Genomic DNA, 18411 nt, shown 5'->3' on the forward strand with positions numbered 1-18411 from the left:
GAAGACCGAATACGAAAAAGGAGCAGGGGGCACAGGTGACGGAGCTACCGGGCGTCGGCCGTGATCTGACGGACGCCGCCTACCACCGCATCCGGTCGATGCTGCTGCACCAGGAACTGCGCCCCGGTGAACGGACCTCGGTCGGTCAACTGTGCGCGGCGCTCGGCCTGGGCCGAGCGCCGGTCAAGGCCGCCATCGACCGGCTCGCCGGCGAGGGTTTGTTCCGGATTCGCGGCCGCAGTGGCACGTCGGTGACCAGTCTGACCGCGACCGGAGTCCGGCAGATGTTCGAAATGCGCTCACTGTACGAGGACGGCGCGGCCCCGCTCATCGCGGAGCGGATCACCGACGAACAGATCGCCGACGTGCTCGCGCTGGTCCCCGCGCTGACCGCCGGACCGACCCCCGAGCAGCGGCTGCCCGACGAATTGGCCCGCCGGATCGAATTCATCGACAAGGACGTCGAGTTTCATCGACTGATTATCGCCGGCGCGAACAACCCGCAGCTCAGCGACGCCTACCGATCCTTGAACCTGCACCTGTTGATCTCCCACTACCTGGTCCTGGACGCGGGCGCGCACGAACGGCAACGCCAGGACGAACATGTCGAGATCGCGCGCGCGCTGGCGCAAAGAGATGCCGACGCCCTGGCGGCAGCACTGCGCAGGCATGCCGACGCCGTACGCGACGCGATCACCCGCACCATCGACCATCGTGCGGTCGCACACTGAGCACGATCGCCCGAACTCATGAACCGTTCGAGAACCTCAAATAGAAGGCCCCGAATATCATGACGATTCCGACATTCACCAGCAGGCGCGCCCAGAAATACTGCCTGAAGAACAAAATATCCACGCCGACCACGACGACTACCAGCGCGAACACGTAGAGCACCACGACCGCTCTTGTCATCCCCCATTTCTACTCCGTGTGGCGGCAATGGTGAGCCCGACGAGCCTGCGATCGGTCGGGTGACACCCGGTCGGGGGGATGTTTGGAATGCTCGCTGCGCCTAGGCTCTCCCGAGAACCCTCGACATGAGGTAATGCCCATGTATTCACCATTCCCGGAGCCCGGTCGCGGCAACGGCGGACGCGTGAATTTCCCTTTCACAGACGGGCTGCCGAACTCATGACCATTCAATATTGGCTGCGCTGGCTGTCGCTGCACGGTGTGCCGCGCGCGGTGCTGCGCTACCACTCGAGCCGGGGCGATACCTTCGCGCGGATGCTCAGCCCGAAGGGCATTGTCGATCCGCACCCGTATATCGAACGGATTCGGGCGCAGGGCAAGCTGGTGAAGACCCCGCTCCCCTGGGTGACCTGCGATTACGCGGTGGCCAAGGCGATCCTGCGGGACAACCGATTCGGCGTGCGCAGCTCGGCCAGGATCGAGATCCCCAAGGTGCTGCAGCGATTCGCGAATCGGGTGCCGCCACCGGCCAATCCAGCGGATCCGCCCGCGATGCTGCGAATGAACCCGCCCGAGCATGCCACGATGCGCAGACCGGTCGTGTCGGCGTTCACGCCGCGCGCGATCAAGAAGCTGCGCGACCGGGTGGAATCGGTCACCGAGGAGCTGCTGGCGGCGTTACCGTCGAGCGGCACAGTCGATCTGGTGGAGACCTTCGCGTCCAGGGTGCCGATCGCGATCATCTTCGAGATGCTCGGCATGCCGCGCGAGGACGAGGCGAAGTTCCTGGCCTGGGGCGAGGATATGACGCCGATGCTCGACGTCGGCGTCTCCTGGTCGACCTACGACCGCGCGATCAAGGCGGCCACGGAACTCAACGACTACCTCGATGTGCACATCGAACGCTTGCGCCGCGACCCCGGCGAGGACGTCCTGTCCACCATGATCACCGGTGGCGAGCTCGATCAATACGCGCTCAAGGCCAATACCAGCATCATCATCGGCGCCGGATTCGAGACCACCGCGAACCTGATCGCCCATGCCGTGTCCCTGCTGCTTGGCCACCCCGACCAGTGGGATCGGCTGCGCGCGGAGCCGGAGCTGTGGCCCAACGCCGTCGAGGAGGTGCTGCGCTACGAGCCGCCCGTATTCATCACGGCCCGTTCGGCATTGACCGATGTGGAGCTCGAGGGGGTGCCGCTGCCGCAGGGCAGCATGGTCATGTTGTCGCTCGGGGGCGCCAACCGGGACCCCGCGGTGTTCACCGACCCGCAGCGCTTCGATATCGCCCGGCCGAATGCCGGCGAACATCTGGCCTTCAGCAACGGTGTGCACGCGTGCTTCGGCGCCAACCTGGCGCGGATGGAATCCACCCACGCCTTGCGCGCGTTGTTCGAGCGGTTTCCCGATATGCGGGCGGCCGCTCCGCCGCGGCTGCGGCAGCAGCTCACCTTCCGCGGCAATGCGAAGGTGCCGGTCGAGCTCGGCCGCAGTGTTCGCAGCACGCCGTCGCCGGCGGGCTGAAGGTCCCTCCCGTGACATCGAGCGCCCCGCATCCGCTGCCGGGCGCTCGCCGCGCGTTTCGGGCACATCCATTCCGGAGAGCCCGCGCCGCCGAATTCGGACAGCAATTACCACAATTCGTTTCGCCCGTGTAAATCCATTCGATCCGGTGATCGCCACCCCCACACGGGGGGATGTGCCGTCGCGGCGATCTCCATATGATTTGCTCGGAAGCTCGTAGCGAAAATCGCGACGGCATACCGACTCTCGGACTCGGCTCGACTGTGAGCCCCGGTCCCGGTGTGTGCTCTGGGAAACAATATCGATATCGACCACCACGGCATCTGGCGAAGTCGCGCGTGGTCGATCGATTTCGTGACAAACAAGGTTATGCGAATGAATTCTGTGCTCAGCTCGTCGACCGATTCCACACCTATCGCGCACGAAGGCATTGCTGTAGTCGGCATCGGCTGCCGCTTCCCCGGACAAGTTCGGAATGTGGGTGATTTCTGGCGGTTGCTCATCGAGGAGCGCGATGCCGTGCGCGAAGTGCCGCAGGACCGCTGGGACGCCGCCGCGTTCTACGACCACGACGCCGCGCGGCCGGGGCACATGCGGACCCGCACCGGCGGCTACCTCGATGACGTGTCGTCGTTCGACGCGCACTTCTTCGGCATCACGCCGACCGAGGCCGCGCGCATCGACCCGCAGCAGCGGCTGTTCCTGGAGACCACCTGGGAGGCTCTGCAGGACGCGGGCATTGTCCCCGAGCAGATCGCGGGCGAGAAGGTCGCGGTGTACGCGGGCGTGTCCGGACACGATTACGGCATCATCCAGCTCAATCCGGACAACCGGTACCTGATCGGCGGTCACACGATGACCGGCGTCACCAATTGCATTGTCGCGAACCGCGTTTCGTATCTGCTCGACCTGCGCGGGCCGAGTATGACGGTGGATACCGCGTGTTCGTCCTCGCTGGTCGCGATTCACCTGGCGATGCGCAGCATCCGGTCCGGCGAGGCGACGATGGCGCTCGTCGGTGGTGTCAGCACCCTGCTGCTGCCCGAGGCGACGATCGGATTCAGCCAGGGCACCTTCCTGTCCCCCGAGGGCCGGTGCCAGTCGTTCAGCAGCACCGGTGACGGCTACATCCGCAGTGAGGGTTCGGGCACGATCGTGCTCAAACCGCTGTCGGCGGCCATCGCCGACGGCGACCGGATCTACGCGGTGCTGCGCGGCAGCGCGACGAACCAGGACGGCCGCACCAACGGCATCTCCGTGCCGAGCGAGGACGCGCAGGCGGAGATGATTCGCGACGCCTGCCGCGACGCGGGCGTGGTTCCCACCGATATCGGCTACATCGAGGCGCACGGCACGGGTACGCCGGTCGGCGATCCGATCGAGGCGCGCGCGCTGGGAAAGGTGCTGGGTGCGGGCCGCAACGGGCAGGGTCCGTGCGTCGTCGGCGCGGTGAAATCCAATGTCGGACACCTCGAGTCGGCGGCGGGCATGGTCGGCATCATCAAGGCGTGCCTGGTGGTGCGCAACGGTGAGATTCCTGCGAATCTGCATGCGGAACAACCGAATCCGAAGATCGACTTCGATGAGCTGGGCCTGCGCCTGGCACAGACGCGCCAGCCGTGGCCGAATGCGGGGCGGCGCCTGGCCGGGGTGAACTCCTTCGGATTCGGCGGCTCGAACGCGCACGTCGTCCTGGAGGGCCCGCCCGCGGCCGACGAGCGGTCGGAATCGGTGCGCACCGCCGCGGCCGCGGATCCGGTGCTGTTCACGCTGAGCGCCAAGACCGGCGAGGCGCTGCAGGCCTACGCCGACACCTACGCCGACTTCCTGACCGATCCGACGCACGCGGCGAACCTGCCCGCGGTCGCCGCCGCCCAGGCCCGCACCCGGTCGCACTACGACCGCAGGCTCGCGATGGTGTGCTCGTCGACGGAGGATCTGCGTGCCGCACTGCGCGATTTCGCCCGCGGCGCCGAGTCCGATGGGCTGCGCGGCGGGGTGAAGGGGTCCGGCACCGGCCGGGTGGCCTTCGTGTTCTCCGGCCAGGGTCCGCAGTGGTGGGGCATGGGCCGCGAATTGCTGGCCCGGAACGCGGTTTTCCGGGAGACGGTCGAGCGCGTGGATGCCGAGTTGCGCAAGCACGCCGACTGGAGTGTGCTCGAGGAGCTCGGCCGCGACGAGGCCGACAGCCGCATCGGTGAGACCTTCATCGCCCAGCCCGCGGTGTTCGCGATCCAGGTCGGCTTGGCGGCACTGTGGCAGAGCTGGGGCATCACCCCGGCGGCCGTCGTCGGCCACAGCATCGGCGAGGTGGCCGCCGCTTACGTCTCGGGCGCGCTGTCGTTCGAGGACGCGGTGCGCGTGATCTTCCATCGCAGCCGGGTGCAGCAGCGGGCCTCCGGCAAGGGCAAGATGCTGGCGGTCGGTCTGCCGTTCCACGCCGCCGAAGCGCGCCTCGCGGGCTATCGCGGCCGCGTCGAGGTGGCCGCGCTCAACGGTCCGGAATCGACCGCGTTCGCGGGTGATCCGGACGCGCTGGAGGAGATCCGGCGCGAACTCGAGGCCGACCGGATCTTCTGCCGAATGCTCCAGGTGAGCGTGGCCTTCCACAGCCATCACATGGACCCGCTGCACGATGAACTGCTCGCCTCGCTCGACGGCATCGGCTCGGGACCCGCCGCGGCGCCGATGTATTCCACGGTCACCGGCGATGTGCTGCCGGCCGGCGCTCTCGATGCCCAGTACTGGTGGCGCAATATCCGCGAACCCGTCCGGTTCGCGCCCACCATCGGCCGCCTGATCGCTGATCAGCACCTGACCTTCATCGAGCTGGGTCCGCACCCCATCCACTCGACCGCCATCGGCGAGCTGCTGGATCAGCGCCAGGTGACGGGTCTGGCGGTGCCGTCGCTGCATCGCAAGCAGAGCGATCGGCGCACCCTGCTCGACTCGCTCGGCGCGCTGTACACCGCCGGATTCGATCCGGACTGGACGAATGTCTTCGCGGGCGGCGAGCGCCTGTCATTGCCGTTCTACCCGTGGCAGCGCGAAACCTACTGGCTCGAAACGCCGAAGTCGCACGGCAAGCGCTTCCCGTCGGGGATCCATCCGCTCGTCGGGATCCGCACCCCGGTCGCCGACGAGCCGGACAAGCACGTGTGGGAACTGACCATGGACACCGCCGTGTTCCCGTGGCTGGAGGACCACCGGGTGCAGGGTCCGATCGTGTTCCCCGGCGCCGGGCACCTCGACCTGATCGTGGGCTGCCTGACCGAGGTGTTCGGCCCGGACCGGTACTCGATCGAGAATGTCGAATTCCGTCGCCCGCTGTTCACCTTCGACGACCGGCCCGCCCCTCGGGTCCAGGTGGTCCTGACCCCGTCGCTGCATTTCGGCGTCTACAGCCTGCAGGACGGCGACAAGGACTGGGTGCTGCACTCCTCGGGCACCGTGCGGCGCGGCGCGCCCGACACCGAACTGCCGGTGCCCTTCGCCGACCTCGACGCGCACTGCCCGCTCGAATTCGATCCGGCGCGGGTGTTCGCGAAGTTCCGCAACAACGGCCTGATGCTCGGTCCGGCGTTCCGGGCCATCACCAAGCTCAAATACGGCGAGCTGCGTTCGCTCGGACGCATCGACACCCCGGAGTCCATCGCGGACGAAGCCCCGCGGCACATGATCCATCCCGCGCTGCTCGACGCGTGCTTCCAGTCGCTGTCCATCGCGATGGGCAACGACCCGAACACCGAGGACAAGCACCTCTACATTCCGTTCGACATCAAGCGGTTCAGCTTCCACGCCAAGGCCGGCCGTCGGGTGTTCTGCTACGGGCAGGCCAACATTCTCGACGACCCCGCCTACTGCGAGGGCGATCTGTGGCTGCTCAACGAGGACGGGTCGCTGGTCGCGCACTTCGAGGGGTTCAAGGGCAAGTCGATCACTCAGCCCACCGAGGACCGCGACGCGCTGCTGCAGTGGCTCTACGAGTACCGCTGGCGGCAGGCGCCGGTCCGGGTGCGCACGCTGCTGCCCGCCGATTTCGTGCCCGAGGACCAGGACCTGCGGGCCGCCGTCGACCCCATCCTCGACGAGGTGCGCGCCTGGCCGCTCAATCAGGCGTACTACGCGGAGACCGAAGCGGAGATGAACCGGCTCTGCATCGCCTACGTGACGGAGGCCTGGCACCGACTGGGTATGGACTTCACGCCGGGCAGGCGCGTCACGCTCGACGACCTCGCCCGTGAACTCGGCATGCCCGACAAGCATCGCGACTACCTGGCGCGCCTGCTGGAACTGCTGACCCGGCACGGCATCACCGCCGCCGACGGCGCGGGCTGGCAACTGCTCGACACACCCGCGCGGGTGGACACCGCCGCGGCGCTGGCCCGGTTGCGCGAGCGGCATCCCGAGTGCGAAGCCGAGTACGCGGTCCTGGAACGCTGCGGCGCCGAATTGGCCGCGGTGCTGCGCGACGAGGTCAATCCGATCGAACTCATCTTCCCGGAGGACGAGTTCCAGTCGGTGGTGGATCTCTACGAGACGTCGTTCTCCTTCGAGCGGTGCAACCGCACGGTCGCCAAGGTGGTCGCCGAGTGTGTGCGGGCGCTGCCGAGCGAGCGGCCCATCCGGGTGCTCGAGATCGGTGCGGGCACCGCGGGCACGACCGGCTGGATCCTTGCCGAACTCCCCGCCGACCGCGCGGAATACGTGTTCACCGATATCGGGCAGCTGTTCCTGAACAAGGCCAAGCAGCGGTTCGCGGAGTTCGATTTCGTGGACTACCGCGTCCTCGATATCGAGCACGACATCGCGGAGCAGGGCTTCGATGCCCACTACTTCGACATCGTGGTGGCGGCGAATGTCCTGCACGCCACCGAGAATCTGCGCGCCACCCTCGGCAATGTCGGCGAGCTGCTCACCTCCGGCGGCGTGCTGCTGGTCGTCGAGGAGACCAACCCGCCGCACTGGGTCGATCTGACCTTCGGTATGACCGACGGCTGGTGGCGCTTCGCCGATCGCGATCTGCGGCCGGACTATCCGCTGCTGTCCGAGGCGGGCTGGCAGAGCTTCCTGCCGACCGCGGGCTTCGAACACGTGCAGATCTTCTCGGAGATGACGAGTCCGGAGCAGACCGGCTGCTCGGTCATCGCGGCGCGCGCTCCGCAGCTCGATCTCGCACCGCATCAGCCGCGCGTCGAGACCGCCCCGTGGGTCGTGCTGGCCGATACCGGCGGCGTGGCCGAACAGTTCCTCGCCCGACTGGGCGAGGCGGCGGCAGGCAGTGTCGTCGTCACCCGCGGCGGCGGTTTCGCACAGTTGGACGACCGCAGCTTCGAGGTGGACCCGACCAGCAATACCGAGCTGCGACGGGTGCTCGAGCAGGTGCGAGCCGGCTCGGGCACGGTGGCGGGTGTCCTGCACCTGTGGAACCTGGACTTCGCCACGACCGAGCTCACCACCGAACTGCTGGCGCAGGTGCAAAGCCATGGCGCCTACAGCGTGATGGCGCTGGCCCGGGCGGTCGATCAGCTGGAATGGTCGGTGGCCCCGCGCTTCTGGGTCGCCACCTCCGGTGGACCGCTGGTGGACCGGGCCGACCGGGTGATCCCGTCGCAGTCGCCGAGCTGGGGCATCCTGCGGGTGCTGCTCAGCGAGCACAGCAGTCTGCGGGCGAAGATCCTCGACTTCGATCCGGCGGCCGACGCGGGCGCCCGCGCGGCGCAGTTGTTCGACGAACTGCTGCACGTGCGGACGCCGGAGGAGGAGATCGCCTTCCGGGGCGACACCCGGTTCATCGATCGCTTCGAGCACCTGTCGCTCGCCGAGTTCGAGACCTCGGTCGCGACACCGGTCCGCGGCTCGGACGGCGCGCCGTTCGTGCTGAACGTCCCCGCCGACCCCGGCATCGACGAACTCCGCTACGAGACGCAGTCGGTCGCCGCCCTCGGCCCGAACGATATCGCCATCGCGCCGAGCGCGACCGCACTGAATTTCCGCGACATCATGTTGACCCTCGGCGTGCTCTCCGAGGGCGCGAGCACCGGCGGGTTCTACGAGAAGAACCTGGGCGTGGAATGCGCGGGCGTGGTCACCGAAGTGGGTTCGCAGGTCGAGGGATTCGCGCCGGGCGACCCGGTCGTCGCCTTCGCCCGCGGCTGCTTCGGCTCCAGGGTGGTCACCGAGGCCCAGCAGGTGTATCCGGCGCCGGGCAATCTGTCGGCGGTCGAGGCCGCCACCCTGCCGATGGCCTACCTGACCGCGTGGTACTCGCTGGTCGAGGTCGGCCGGTTGCGGGCGGGCGAGCGGGTGCTGGTGCACGCGGCCGCCGGCGGTGTCGGCCTCGCCGCCGTGCACATCGCGCACCTGTTCGGCGCGACGGTGCTCGCGACCGCGGGCAGCACCGAGAAGCGGGACTATCTGCGTTCGCTGGGTGTGGCCGACGTCTTCGACTCGCGGTCGTTGACCTTCGCCGACGAGATCCGCGCACGCTACGACGGCGTTGACATCGTGCTGAATTCCCTTCAGGGCGAGACCATTCCGAAGAGCCTGGAACTGCTGCGACCGCACGGCCGGTTCGTCGAGATCGGCAAGAAGGACATCTACGACAACTACAAGCTGGGGCTCAAGCCGTTCGGCAACAACCTCAGCTACGCCGCGGTGGATATCGACCGCATGCTGCTCGAGGTGCCCGACCGCTGCCGCGAGGCCATGACCGCGGTCCTCGATCGGGTCGGCGCGGGCACCCTGCCGCCGCTGCCGCACACCGGCTTCGGCGCCGCCGAGGTGGGCGCGGCGTTCCGATACATGGCGGGCGCCAAGCAGATCGGCAAGGTGGTGGTCGAATTCGATGCCGACGCCGAGGTTCTCGTCTACCCGACCGGCGCCGAGGACGCCGCGCTCGATCCCGAGGGCACCTACCTGATCACCGGCGGCTACACCGGTTTCGGTCTGCGGACCGCGCAGTGGCTGGCCGCCAAGGGCGCCCGCAGCATCGTGCTGGTGGGACGCCGGGCGCAGATCGACGCCGAGAACGAGCAGCCGATCGCGCTGCTGCGCGCCGCGGGCGTCGAGGTGGTCCTCGAACGCGCCGACGTCTCGATCGAGGCCGAGGTCCGGGGGCTGCTCGAACGGATCTCGACCCTGCCGCCGCTGCGCGGCATCTACCACGCCGCCATGGTCATCGCGGACGGTCCGCTGGCCGCGATGACCGAGACCGAGTTCCTGCGGGCGGTGCAGCCGAAGGTCGACGGGGCCTGGCATCTGCACCACCTCACCCGCGACCTCGAGCTGGACGCGTTCGTCATGTACTCCTCGATGAGCTGGAACGTCGGCACCCCCGGCCAGTCGAATTACGCCGCGGCGAACGGCTTCCTGGAGGCGCTGGCCCTGCACCGCAAGCAGCTCGGGCTGCCCGCGCTGACCGTCAACTGGGGCGCCATCGACGAGGTCGGGTTCGTCGCCCGCAACAAGCTCGACACGCTGTCCTGGCTGGGGTGGACGCCGATCTCCCCCGGCTACGCACTGGACTTCATCGGGCGCTGCCTGGTCCAGGGGGTGAGCCGGGCCAGTGTCTTCGGTGTCAACTGGGCGAAGATGAATCAGGTCATGCCGATCGTGCGCAGCTCCCCGCGCCTGGCGCATCTCGCGGCGCACGACGCACCCGGCGCCGCAGCGGGCTTCGGCACCGAGGGCCTGCGCACCGAACTGTCCGAACTCCCGGCCGAGGAGCGGCTGCCGCGACTGACAACGGCTCTGACGCAACAGATCTCGCGGATCTTCGATATGCCCGTCGATCGTCTTCCCCTGGATGTGGGGCTGACCGATCTCGGGATGGACTCGCTGATGGCGGGCCAGATCCGCAATATGCTGGCCAAGCATCTGGAGATCGATTTCCCGACCATGGGTCTGATGCGCGGTCCGAGCATCGTAGAACTCTCCGGTGAGGTGCTGGCCCAGCTGTCCGGCGAGTCCACCGGCGGCGCGGCGGCGCCCGCCCCGGTCACCGGTCCCGACCGGTGGATCCGCACCATCGTCGGACGCTCGAATACCGCCAGCCTGCGGGTATTCGCACTGCCCTTCGTCGGCGGCGGCGCGTCGGTCTTCACTGCGTGGCCCGGCGACCTGCCCGACACCGTCGAAGTGGTGGGCATCCAGTTCCCCGGTCGGGAGGACCGACTCGACGACACGCCGGTCGACTCGATGCCCGCGTTCGTCGCGGAACTGGCCGAGGCCATGCTGCCCTACCTCGACCGGACCTTCGTGATCTACGGGCACAGCATGGGCGGGCTGCTCGCCTACGAGCTCACCAGGTATCTCGAGCAGCACTACAACGAGGTGCCGATGAAACTCGTCATCGCCGGTTGGCCCTCGCCCGCACTGGTGCGGGACTACGTGCGCGACCTCGAGCACATTCGCGACGGGTTCGATCTGGAAGGGGCCTCCGACAGCCAGGTGCTCGCGGTCCTGCGCGACAACAAGTTGCTCGATATCCCGGTCGAGGACGAGTCCTCGATCCTGCACTGGCTGCCGTCGATCCGGGCGGACCTGAAGATGCTGGGCGACTACGACTTCGAGAACGGGTACACGCTGCGCGCCCCGATCTCGGTGCTGCGCGGCGCCGATGACCCGGTGTTCGAGCCGGACCAGTTGCAGGGCTGGGGCAAGTTGACCAGCGGCGGCTTCGCGTACACGAGCGTGCCGGGTGGCCACCTGTTCATCCAGAACCCGCACCCGCAGGTGATGACGACGATCGCTCAGGAACTGTCCGCCGAGGACGCCTTCCCGAGCTTCACCAGTCTGGTGGACGGGCACTGACCCCGCCCGAAGACGACCGAAACGGAGCAGAGACGATGGAACCGGCCAAACGGTACGACGTGGTGATCTGTGGTGGCGGCCTGGCGGGGCTGACGCTGTCACGGCAACTGAAGCGGGCCATGCCCGATCTGACGGTGCTGGTGCTCGAACGCAGCGGCGGCGGCATCCCGGAGGGCGCGCACAAGGTGGGTGAGGCGACCGTCGAGGGCGGTGCGCACTACTTCGGCGAACAGCTCGGCCTCACCGGGTATTTCAATCGGCGACACCTGCACAAGCTCGGGTTGCGGATGTTCTTCGGCGATTCGCACGGGCCGCTGGAGCTGCGGCCCGAGCTGGGCGCCCGGCGCTTCCCGCGGGTGACGTCGTATCAGATCGACCGCGGTCGTTTCGAACAGGATCTGCGCGACCGCGCGGGCGAGCTCGGAATCGAGCTGGTCGAGCAGGCGAAGGTGCTCGATATCGAATTGTCCGCCGACGCCGACCATCTCGTGAGTTTCGAGGCGGCCGACGGCGAGCGGACGGTCCGTGCCCGGTTCGTCGTCGACGCCTCGGGGCGGCAGCGGCTGCTGCAACGCAAGCTGGGTCTGAGCGCGCCGAGCCCGCACAGGATCAACTCGGCCTGGTGGCGGTTCCGCGGCGAATACGACGTCGAGCGGATGACCGGCACCACCGACCCGACCTGGCGGCCGCCCACCCAGGAACGGCGGTGGTTCTCGACCAATCACCTGATGGGCACCGGCTATTGGGTGTGGATGATCCCGCTGTCGTCCGGCAACACCAGCATCGGCATCGTCACCGACGAGAACATCCATCCGTTCCGTACCTACGGCACGGAAAAGAAGGCGCGGCAATGGATCGCCGAGCACGAGCCCGCCCTCGACTCGTTCCTCGAACACGCCGAACCGCTGGACTTCCTGCAGGTGCGCAATGCCGGCTACGCCTCCGAGCAGATCTTCTCCCACGAGCGGTGGGCGTGCGTCGGTGAGGCCGCGGTCTTCCTGGACGCGTTCTACAGTCCGGGATCGGATTTCATCGCCTACACCAACACCATCACCACCCGGATGATCGAACTCGACCGCAAGGGGCGGTTGACCCCCGAGGTCGCCCAGAGCTTCAACCGGCTGATGCTCGAGGACCTCTGGCCGAACTATCTGGGGATGTACCAGCACAACTACCGCATCTTCGGCAGTGCGCCCGCCATGTTCACCAAGGTGATGTGGGATACGTCGTTCTACTGGGCGCTGCCGTCGCAGTTGCTGTTCCGCAACCTGATCGGCAATGAGGACGCGGCCGCCGAATTCCGTCCCATCGCCAAGCGATTCCAGGGCATCCAGTCGCGGATGCAGGCGAATCTGCGCGCCTTCGGCGCGCAGGCCGCGCAACCCGACAAGTACCTGTTCGTGGAATACAGCAAGGTGCCGATCTGCGCCGAGTTGCACCTGGACCTGCTCACCGAGAAGACGCAGGACCGGACCTTCCGCGATATGCGCCGCAATGTCGACCGACTCGAGGCTTGGGCCGATTCGTTCGAGCAGGAGGTCGCCAAGCGGTACGACCTGCCCGACCGGGAGCCGGTCGCGGCCGAATGAGCCGGGGCCACACAGCGAGAGGAGCGAATGTGACACAGTTCGAGAATCGGGTCGCGATCATCACCGGCGGCAGTCGCGGCATCGGCAAGGCGCTGGCGCTGGCCCTGGCCGAGCGGGGCGCCGATATCGTCATCGGCGCGAAGACGATGGCGGCGGGCGGGCGACTGCCGGGCAGCGTCGCGGAAACCGTCGCGCAGGTGCAGGAACGGGGCGCCGAGGCCCTGGGCGTGTACTGCGACGTGCGCAACGAGGCGGACCTGAAGAACCTCGTCGACCGGACGGTGGAACGTTTCGGCCGGGTGGACATCCTGGTCAACAACGCGGGCGCCATGTGGCTGCAGTCCGTCGAGGCGACGCCCGCCAAGCGCTACGACCTGGTGATGGGGATCAACGCGCGGGCGCCGTTCCTGCTGGCGCACCACTGCATTCCGCACATGCGTCAGGGCGGCTGGGGCCACATCGTGAACCTCAGCCCGCCGCTGGAACCCGAGGGCATCCAGCACATGGGCGGCAAAGTTGCCTACATGTCCTCGAAGCTCAACGCGACGCTGCTGACCCTCGGGCTCGGCAAAGAGGTCGCCGCGGACGGGATCGCCTGCAATACGATCTGGACCCGCACCCTGATCGGGACGCTCGCAACGCAGAATCTGGGCATCGGCGACCCGGCCGACTGGCGGACCGAGGATATCGTCGTCGACGCCATCTTGGCTGTGCTGGAACAGGATCCGGCCAAATACACCGGCAATGCCCTGCTCGACGACGATATCCTCGCCCAACTGAAGGGCGTCGAGGATCTGTCCCGGTACCAGTTCGTGCCCGGCACCGAACCGACCCCGATGACATGGGAGCGCTGGGACCTGATCGCCGAGGTCGCGCAGCAGATGTACTTCGCCGCCATGGCCTCGGCCGACAAGGCGAGAACCGCACCGCGGCCGGAAGGCGCCTAGCGTGCCGTCCTCGCGCATCGGGTCCTACGGCCTGCTGGTCCGGGGCCTGCTCGAAGGCGCGGGTTCGCACCGGACGTTGGCGCTCGAACTCGAGCGCCGCGCCCGGACCCAGCCCGCGCACCCGTTCCTGTTGTTCGGCGATCGACGCTACGACTACGCGGACGCCAATCGCATGGTCAATCGCACCGCCCACGCGTATCGGGCCGCGGGCTTGGTCAAGGGCGACGTGGTGGCGCTGCTGATGGCCAACCGGCCCGAGTTCCTGTGGCACTACCTGGCCGCGGGAAAGCTGGGTGTCGTTGTGGCACTGGTCAATACGCAGACCCGCGGGGACGGTTTGGTGCACGCGCTCACGGCCTGCGGGGCACGTTGGGTGGTGGCGGGTTCGGAGTGTCTGGCCGCGCTGCGCGACATCGGCGACCGGCTGCCGGACGAATCGGCGCCGCGACTGCTGGTCGACCGCGACCCGGACGGACCCGACGTCGACACCGCCGATCTGACAGTGTTCTCCCCCGCCGAGACGGTCACCGATCCGCCCGGCACCGGCGCGCATCGCCTCGGCGACACCGGCGCGTACATCTTCACCAGCGGAACCACCGGACTCCCCAAGGCCGCCGTCGTCAGCTATCAGCGGCTGACCACCGTCGGCCGGGTGCTCGGCGCCCTGGCGTGGCGATTCGAACCCGACGACGTGGTGTACAACTGTCTGCCGCTGTTCCACACCCACGCCCTGGCGATTCCGCTGGCCAGCGTGCTCACGCACGGCGCCACGCTGGCGCTCGGCCGTCGGTTCTCCGCGGGCGGGTTCTGGCGCGACATCCACCGTTTCGAGGCAACCGGTTTCAACTACATCGGGGAGATGTGCCGGTACCTGGTGAACACCCCGCCCGGCGAATTCGAGGGCGGGCATCGGGTGCGGGTCGTCGTCGGTCAGGGACTGCGGCCCGACGCCTGGACGACCCTGCGGGACCGGTTCGCGATACCGCGGATCGTCGAGATGTACGCCTCGACCGAGGGCAATATCGCCACGCTCAACCTGTCCGGCACCGTCGGCTCGGTCGGCAAGCTGCGACTCGGCGGCAAACTGGCGAAATGGGATTTCGAGCAGGGTGATTTCGTGCGGGAGAACGGCCGTCTGGTGCCGTGCGAACCGGGCGATGTCGGCGTCCTGCTCGGCCCGATTCGCAAACGCACCCCGTTCGCGGGCTATCGCGATGCGGATGCCACCCGCGCCAAGGTGCTCACCGACGCCTTCCGCGACGGGGACGCGCTGTTCGACACCGGCGACGCCTTCCGTCTCGACGAGCACAACAATCTGTTCTTCGTGGACCGGCTCGGTGACAGCTTCCGATACAAGGGGGAGAACGTCTCGACCACCGAGGTGGAGGAGCAGTTGCTGCGGTGGCCCGGCATCGCCGAGGCGAGCGTGTACGGCGTCACGATTCCGGGCCGGGAGGGCCGCGCGGGCATGGCGTCCGTCGTCCTGCCCGACGGGAGCGCCTTCGACGGCGCGGGGCTGGCCGCCCACCTGGACGCGACCCTGCCGCGCTATGCGCAACCGGTCTTCATCAGGGTACGCTCATCGTTGGAAACCACTGCGACACTGAAGCTTTCGAAGCTGCGGATGCAAAGCGAGGGTTTCACGCCGCAGGCGGGAGAGATCGTCTACCTCCGCGACGAGTCCGACCGCGACTATCGGGAACTCACGTGGGAACTCTACGAAGGCATTGTTCGAAGCGAGGAAGGAACCACCCTTGACCGACGCAGCACCTGACACGGTTATCAAAGGGCACGACGAGATCGTCGAGCAGGCGATCGCCGCATTCGACCATTTGCCGATCCCACCCGGAATCGAATTGCAACTTCCCCCGGCGTCCACGGTCGCTCTGGGTTTGCGGTACGAAGAATTCGTTCCCGGCCGGTCGCTCTCGGCGACGGTGGAGATCCCGGCGCAGTACGGCAACGCCATGGGAATTCTCCAGGGCGGATTCCTGGCCGCCATGTTCGATGACCTGATGGCGCCGCTGAGTTATATCACCTCGAAGAATCCGACAACGAGTATGGAATTGACCACGCATTTCATGCGGCCCGTATTCGTCGGAGAGCGATTGACCCTGACCGCGACGATCCGCAAACCCGGACAATCGGTGATCTATATCGCCGCCGAGGCGCACAACGGCAAGAACAAGCTGGTAGCCACGGCCATCTCCGCCCTGCAGGTCATCCAGGTGCCGAAGTCCTGACCTCCGCCATTCGACAATCCGGCCCTGGCACTTCCCGGTGGAAGATCCACTCTGGGAAGTGCCAGGGCCGACTTTTGTGTCGAATCTTTTCTCACGCACCACTGCGCGCGTGCTCGGCACGGACCGCGACGACCGCGGCCTCGATGCGCGATGCCACCTGCAATTTGGTCAGAATTCGACTCACGTGTTCTTTCACCGTGTCGAGGCTGATGAACAACCGGGCGCCCACCTCCCGGTTCGACAACCCGCCGACTATCAGCAGCAGGATCTCGCGTTCCCGGTCGGTCAGGCTCGACAACCGCTGCCGCATCTCGAGGTCGGTCGACTTCGTCGGGCGCGACCGGCCGACGAACACCACCGCACCCGAGGTGACCAGCCGCAGCGACTGCAATACCGCCGGTATGCCGCATTCGGCGGCCAACACCACATCCGCGAATTCGAGCTGCGAGCGCTCCGCGTGCCGCTGCACCAGCAGCACCACCGACGGCGGATAATCCAGCGCGCGCAGATGCTGCGCCAAGGATCCCAGGCCCGGCACCGGCGCGACCGAGGCATCCAGCAGCACCACATCCGGGCACCACCGCCGCGTCTTCTCCGCCACCTCGCGAATCCCGGAGGTGCCCGCCAGCGTCAACTCCTGGCTACCGGCGAGCGCCCGCTCGAAATCGTCCCGCAGAAATGGCGAATCCGAGGCGATCAGTACGGTGCGCTCGCGCGTCCGCATCGGCAGGCAGGTCCGGCCGAGCCCGCCGTGCCGGTTCGCCAGTCGCCGTGAATCGAAGGAATCATTCATGGCACGCTCCCGAATCGGCTCCGAACGAACCGGCCGACGGCATCGCCGACAGGTTCTCTTCGGGGAAGGTCATGGGAATCCGATACCCGAAACAGGCGCGTGTGAGTCGCTCCAGAAATGGATGAAACAATGTACCCCCTAGGGTGCCCAGAATCGACCCGTCACCAACGGGTCGGAGCGCTTGTCGAGGCCGACCTTCGGAAGGTATCGCACGCTCGGCCGTGCAATACGTCGGCACAATATCGCGGACCGAGTACAGCCGCAGTTGGCCTCCCAACTCTCCCACCGCGCCTTCGGGCCCGAACCCCCTGCTGGAATCGAGTACAGATCACAGGCGAGCAGCATGTTTGTCAAATTTCACAAGAATTATGTACTCCGATCCTAATCGGAGATGCGCCCACCTGCATCCCCCGACCGGGGGACCCAGATTACTGTGGTAAAAGCACCGAACTTTTGGTCATCGACATTTTCCGCCACCACCGCCCCTGCGCTCGGACGATCCGTCCGCGACGGACCATTCCGAGCGCCTATCCCGGCGCCGCGACACCCGCGCCGGGGTCGTGGACCGGCTTTGGGACGACGCGCGGCAACTCCCCTACCACCCGACCGCGCCGCCCACCTCACACCGACGCCGCGCCCACCCGCTCCACCAGGCCCCGCGTCAGCGGCGCCGGTACGGCATGAGCTTCCCCCGCCCGCAGCAGCGCGCCGCCGATGGCGTCCAGTTCCAGCGGCAGCTCGGCCGCGGCGTCGCGCTGCATGGACGACATCGTCTCCTCCGGGAAACCGTCGTAGAAGCGCAGTGCCGCATCGACATCCGCGGCGACCCCTACGGCCCGACAGATCCCGGCGACTTCCTCGAGCAGCTCGATCAACTCCGCGCGGTGTTCGGTGCGCACGCTGCCGATCGGTGCCCGGTAGTAGGTCGTCATCAGCGCGAACGGCGCCAGCGCGAACAGCTTTCGCCAGAGCATGGCCGTCTCGTCCTCCTGCACGCTCGCGCGCAGGCCCGCATCGTTCAATACCCCGGCCCACTCGGTGAGGCGCTCGCGCACCACCGGCGCACCGGCGAGGTCGATCTCCGCGAACGCGCTGCCGTGCACGATGCGCCCCGGCGCGGTCCGCGTCGATTCGGCTCGAATCACCCCCGGCGCGACCAACTCCGGCCGGTACCGTTCGCGCAGCGCGCCCGGATGCTCGACGCCGTTGAGCAATGGCACGAGCAGCGCGTCACCGGTCGCCTCCGGCGCGAGGGATCGCACGGCCGCGCTCAGCGCGGTCTGTTTCACCGTGATGAAGCACAGGTCGGCGGGCTCGCGCAGTTCGGTGTCCGCCTCGACCCGCGCCTCGAATTCGCCGAATTGCTTGCTGCGCACCCGAATCCCGCCCGCGCGCAGCTCCCGCACCGTCTCCGGCCGCCCCAGGCAGATCACTCGATGACCGGCTCGGGCCAGCAGCGCCGCGAGCAGTCCCCCGATGCCGCCGGGGCCGAGCACGCACACCGTGTACTTCGGCGAATTCGCCATCGTCACCATCCTTTTCGACTGTGGGAATTATCGCAGTCGCGATCGGAGGCCGCGCGGCGGGCG

At 67.5% G+C, this 18411-nt stretch carries 10 protein-coding genes; 7 read left to right on the plus strand and 3 right to left on the minus strand.

What is annotated here, in order from left to right; translation table 11 throughout:
- The first annotated feature begins 35 nt into the window (after positions 1-35).
- Positions 36-731 carry a GntR family transcriptional regulator gene (locus D5S18_RS26125; RefSeq protein ID WP_120043742.1) on the plus strand — a complete coding sequence of 232 codons (696 nt, stop codon included), beginning with the start codon at positions 36-38 and terminating at the stop codon, positions 729-731.
- A gap of 16 nt (positions 732-747) precedes the next feature.
- Here D5S18_RS26125 and D5S18_RS35455 read toward each other — a convergent pair whose 3' ends face one another.
- A complete protein-coding gene (locus D5S18_RS35455; protein WP_203236918.1) occupies positions 748-912 on the minus strand; it encodes a hypothetical protein in 165 nt (54 codons plus the stop codon).
- 219 nt (positions 913-1131) lie between these two features.
- Between D5S18_RS35455 and D5S18_RS26130 the strand changes: the two genes are divergently transcribed.
- From D5S18_RS26130 to D5S18_RS26155, 6 genes are all read left to right on the plus strand, one after another.
- On the plus strand, positions 1132-2436 hold the full coding sequence (locus D5S18_RS26130) for a cytochrome P450 (protein WP_120043743.1): 1305 nt from the start codon (positions 1132-1134) through the stop codon (positions 2434-2436).
- Positions 2437-2811: 375 nt separating this feature from the next.
- Positions 2812-11250 (plus strand): type I polyketide synthase, encoded by an 8439-nt coding sequence (locus tag D5S18_RS26135; RefSeq protein ID WP_158607971.1) that lies wholly within the window; start codon positions 2812-2814, stop codon positions 11248-11250.
- Positions 11251-11285: 35 nt separating this feature from the next.
- On the plus strand, positions 11286-12839 hold the full coding sequence (locus D5S18_RS26140) for an NAD(P)/FAD-dependent oxidoreductase (RefSeq protein WP_120043745.1): 1554 nt from the start codon (positions 11286-11288) through the stop codon (positions 12837-12839).
- 29 nt (positions 12840-12868) lie between these two features.
- Positions 12869-13786 carry an SDR family oxidoreductase gene (locus D5S18_RS26145; protein WP_158607972.1) on the plus strand — a complete coding sequence of 306 codons (918 nt, stop codon included), beginning with the start codon at positions 12869-12871 and terminating at the stop codon, positions 13784-13786.
- A gap of 1 nt (position 13787) precedes the next feature.
- A complete protein-coding gene (locus tag D5S18_RS26150) occupies positions 13788-15560 on the plus strand; it encodes an AMP-binding protein (RefSeq protein WP_120043747.1) in 1773 nt (590 codons plus the stop codon).
- A complete protein-coding gene (locus tag D5S18_RS26155; RefSeq protein ID WP_120043748.1) occupies positions 15541-16029 on the plus strand; it encodes a PaaI family thioesterase in 489 nt (162 codons plus the stop codon). The genes D5S18_RS26150 and D5S18_RS26155 overlap by 20 nt, the downstream gene beginning before the upstream one ends.
- Before the next feature lie 91 nt (positions 16030-16120).
- Here D5S18_RS26155 and D5S18_RS26160 read toward each other — a convergent pair whose 3' ends face one another.
- Together D5S18_RS26160 and D5S18_RS26165 are read right to left on the minus strand one after the other, a co-directional pair.
- Positions 16121-16822: a LuxR C-terminal-related transcriptional regulator gene (locus D5S18_RS26160; protein ID WP_120043749.1), complete on the minus strand. Its 702-nt coding sequence runs from the start codon at positions 16820-16822 to the stop codon at positions 16121-16123.
- Positions 16823-17442: 620 nt separating this feature from the next.
- The gene (locus D5S18_RS26165; protein WP_120044070.1) at positions 17443-18348 is read right to left on the minus strand and encodes a ketopantoate reductase family protein; all 906 of its coding nucleotides are present in this window, start codon (positions 18346-18348) and stop codon (positions 17443-17445) included.
- Positions 18349-18411: the final 63 nt, after the last annotated feature.

Source organism: Nocardia panacis, from assembly GCF_003598715.1.
GTDB classification, from domain to species: domain Bacteria; phylum Actinomycetota; class Actinomycetes; order Mycobacteriales; family Mycobacteriaceae; genus Nocardia; species Nocardia panacis.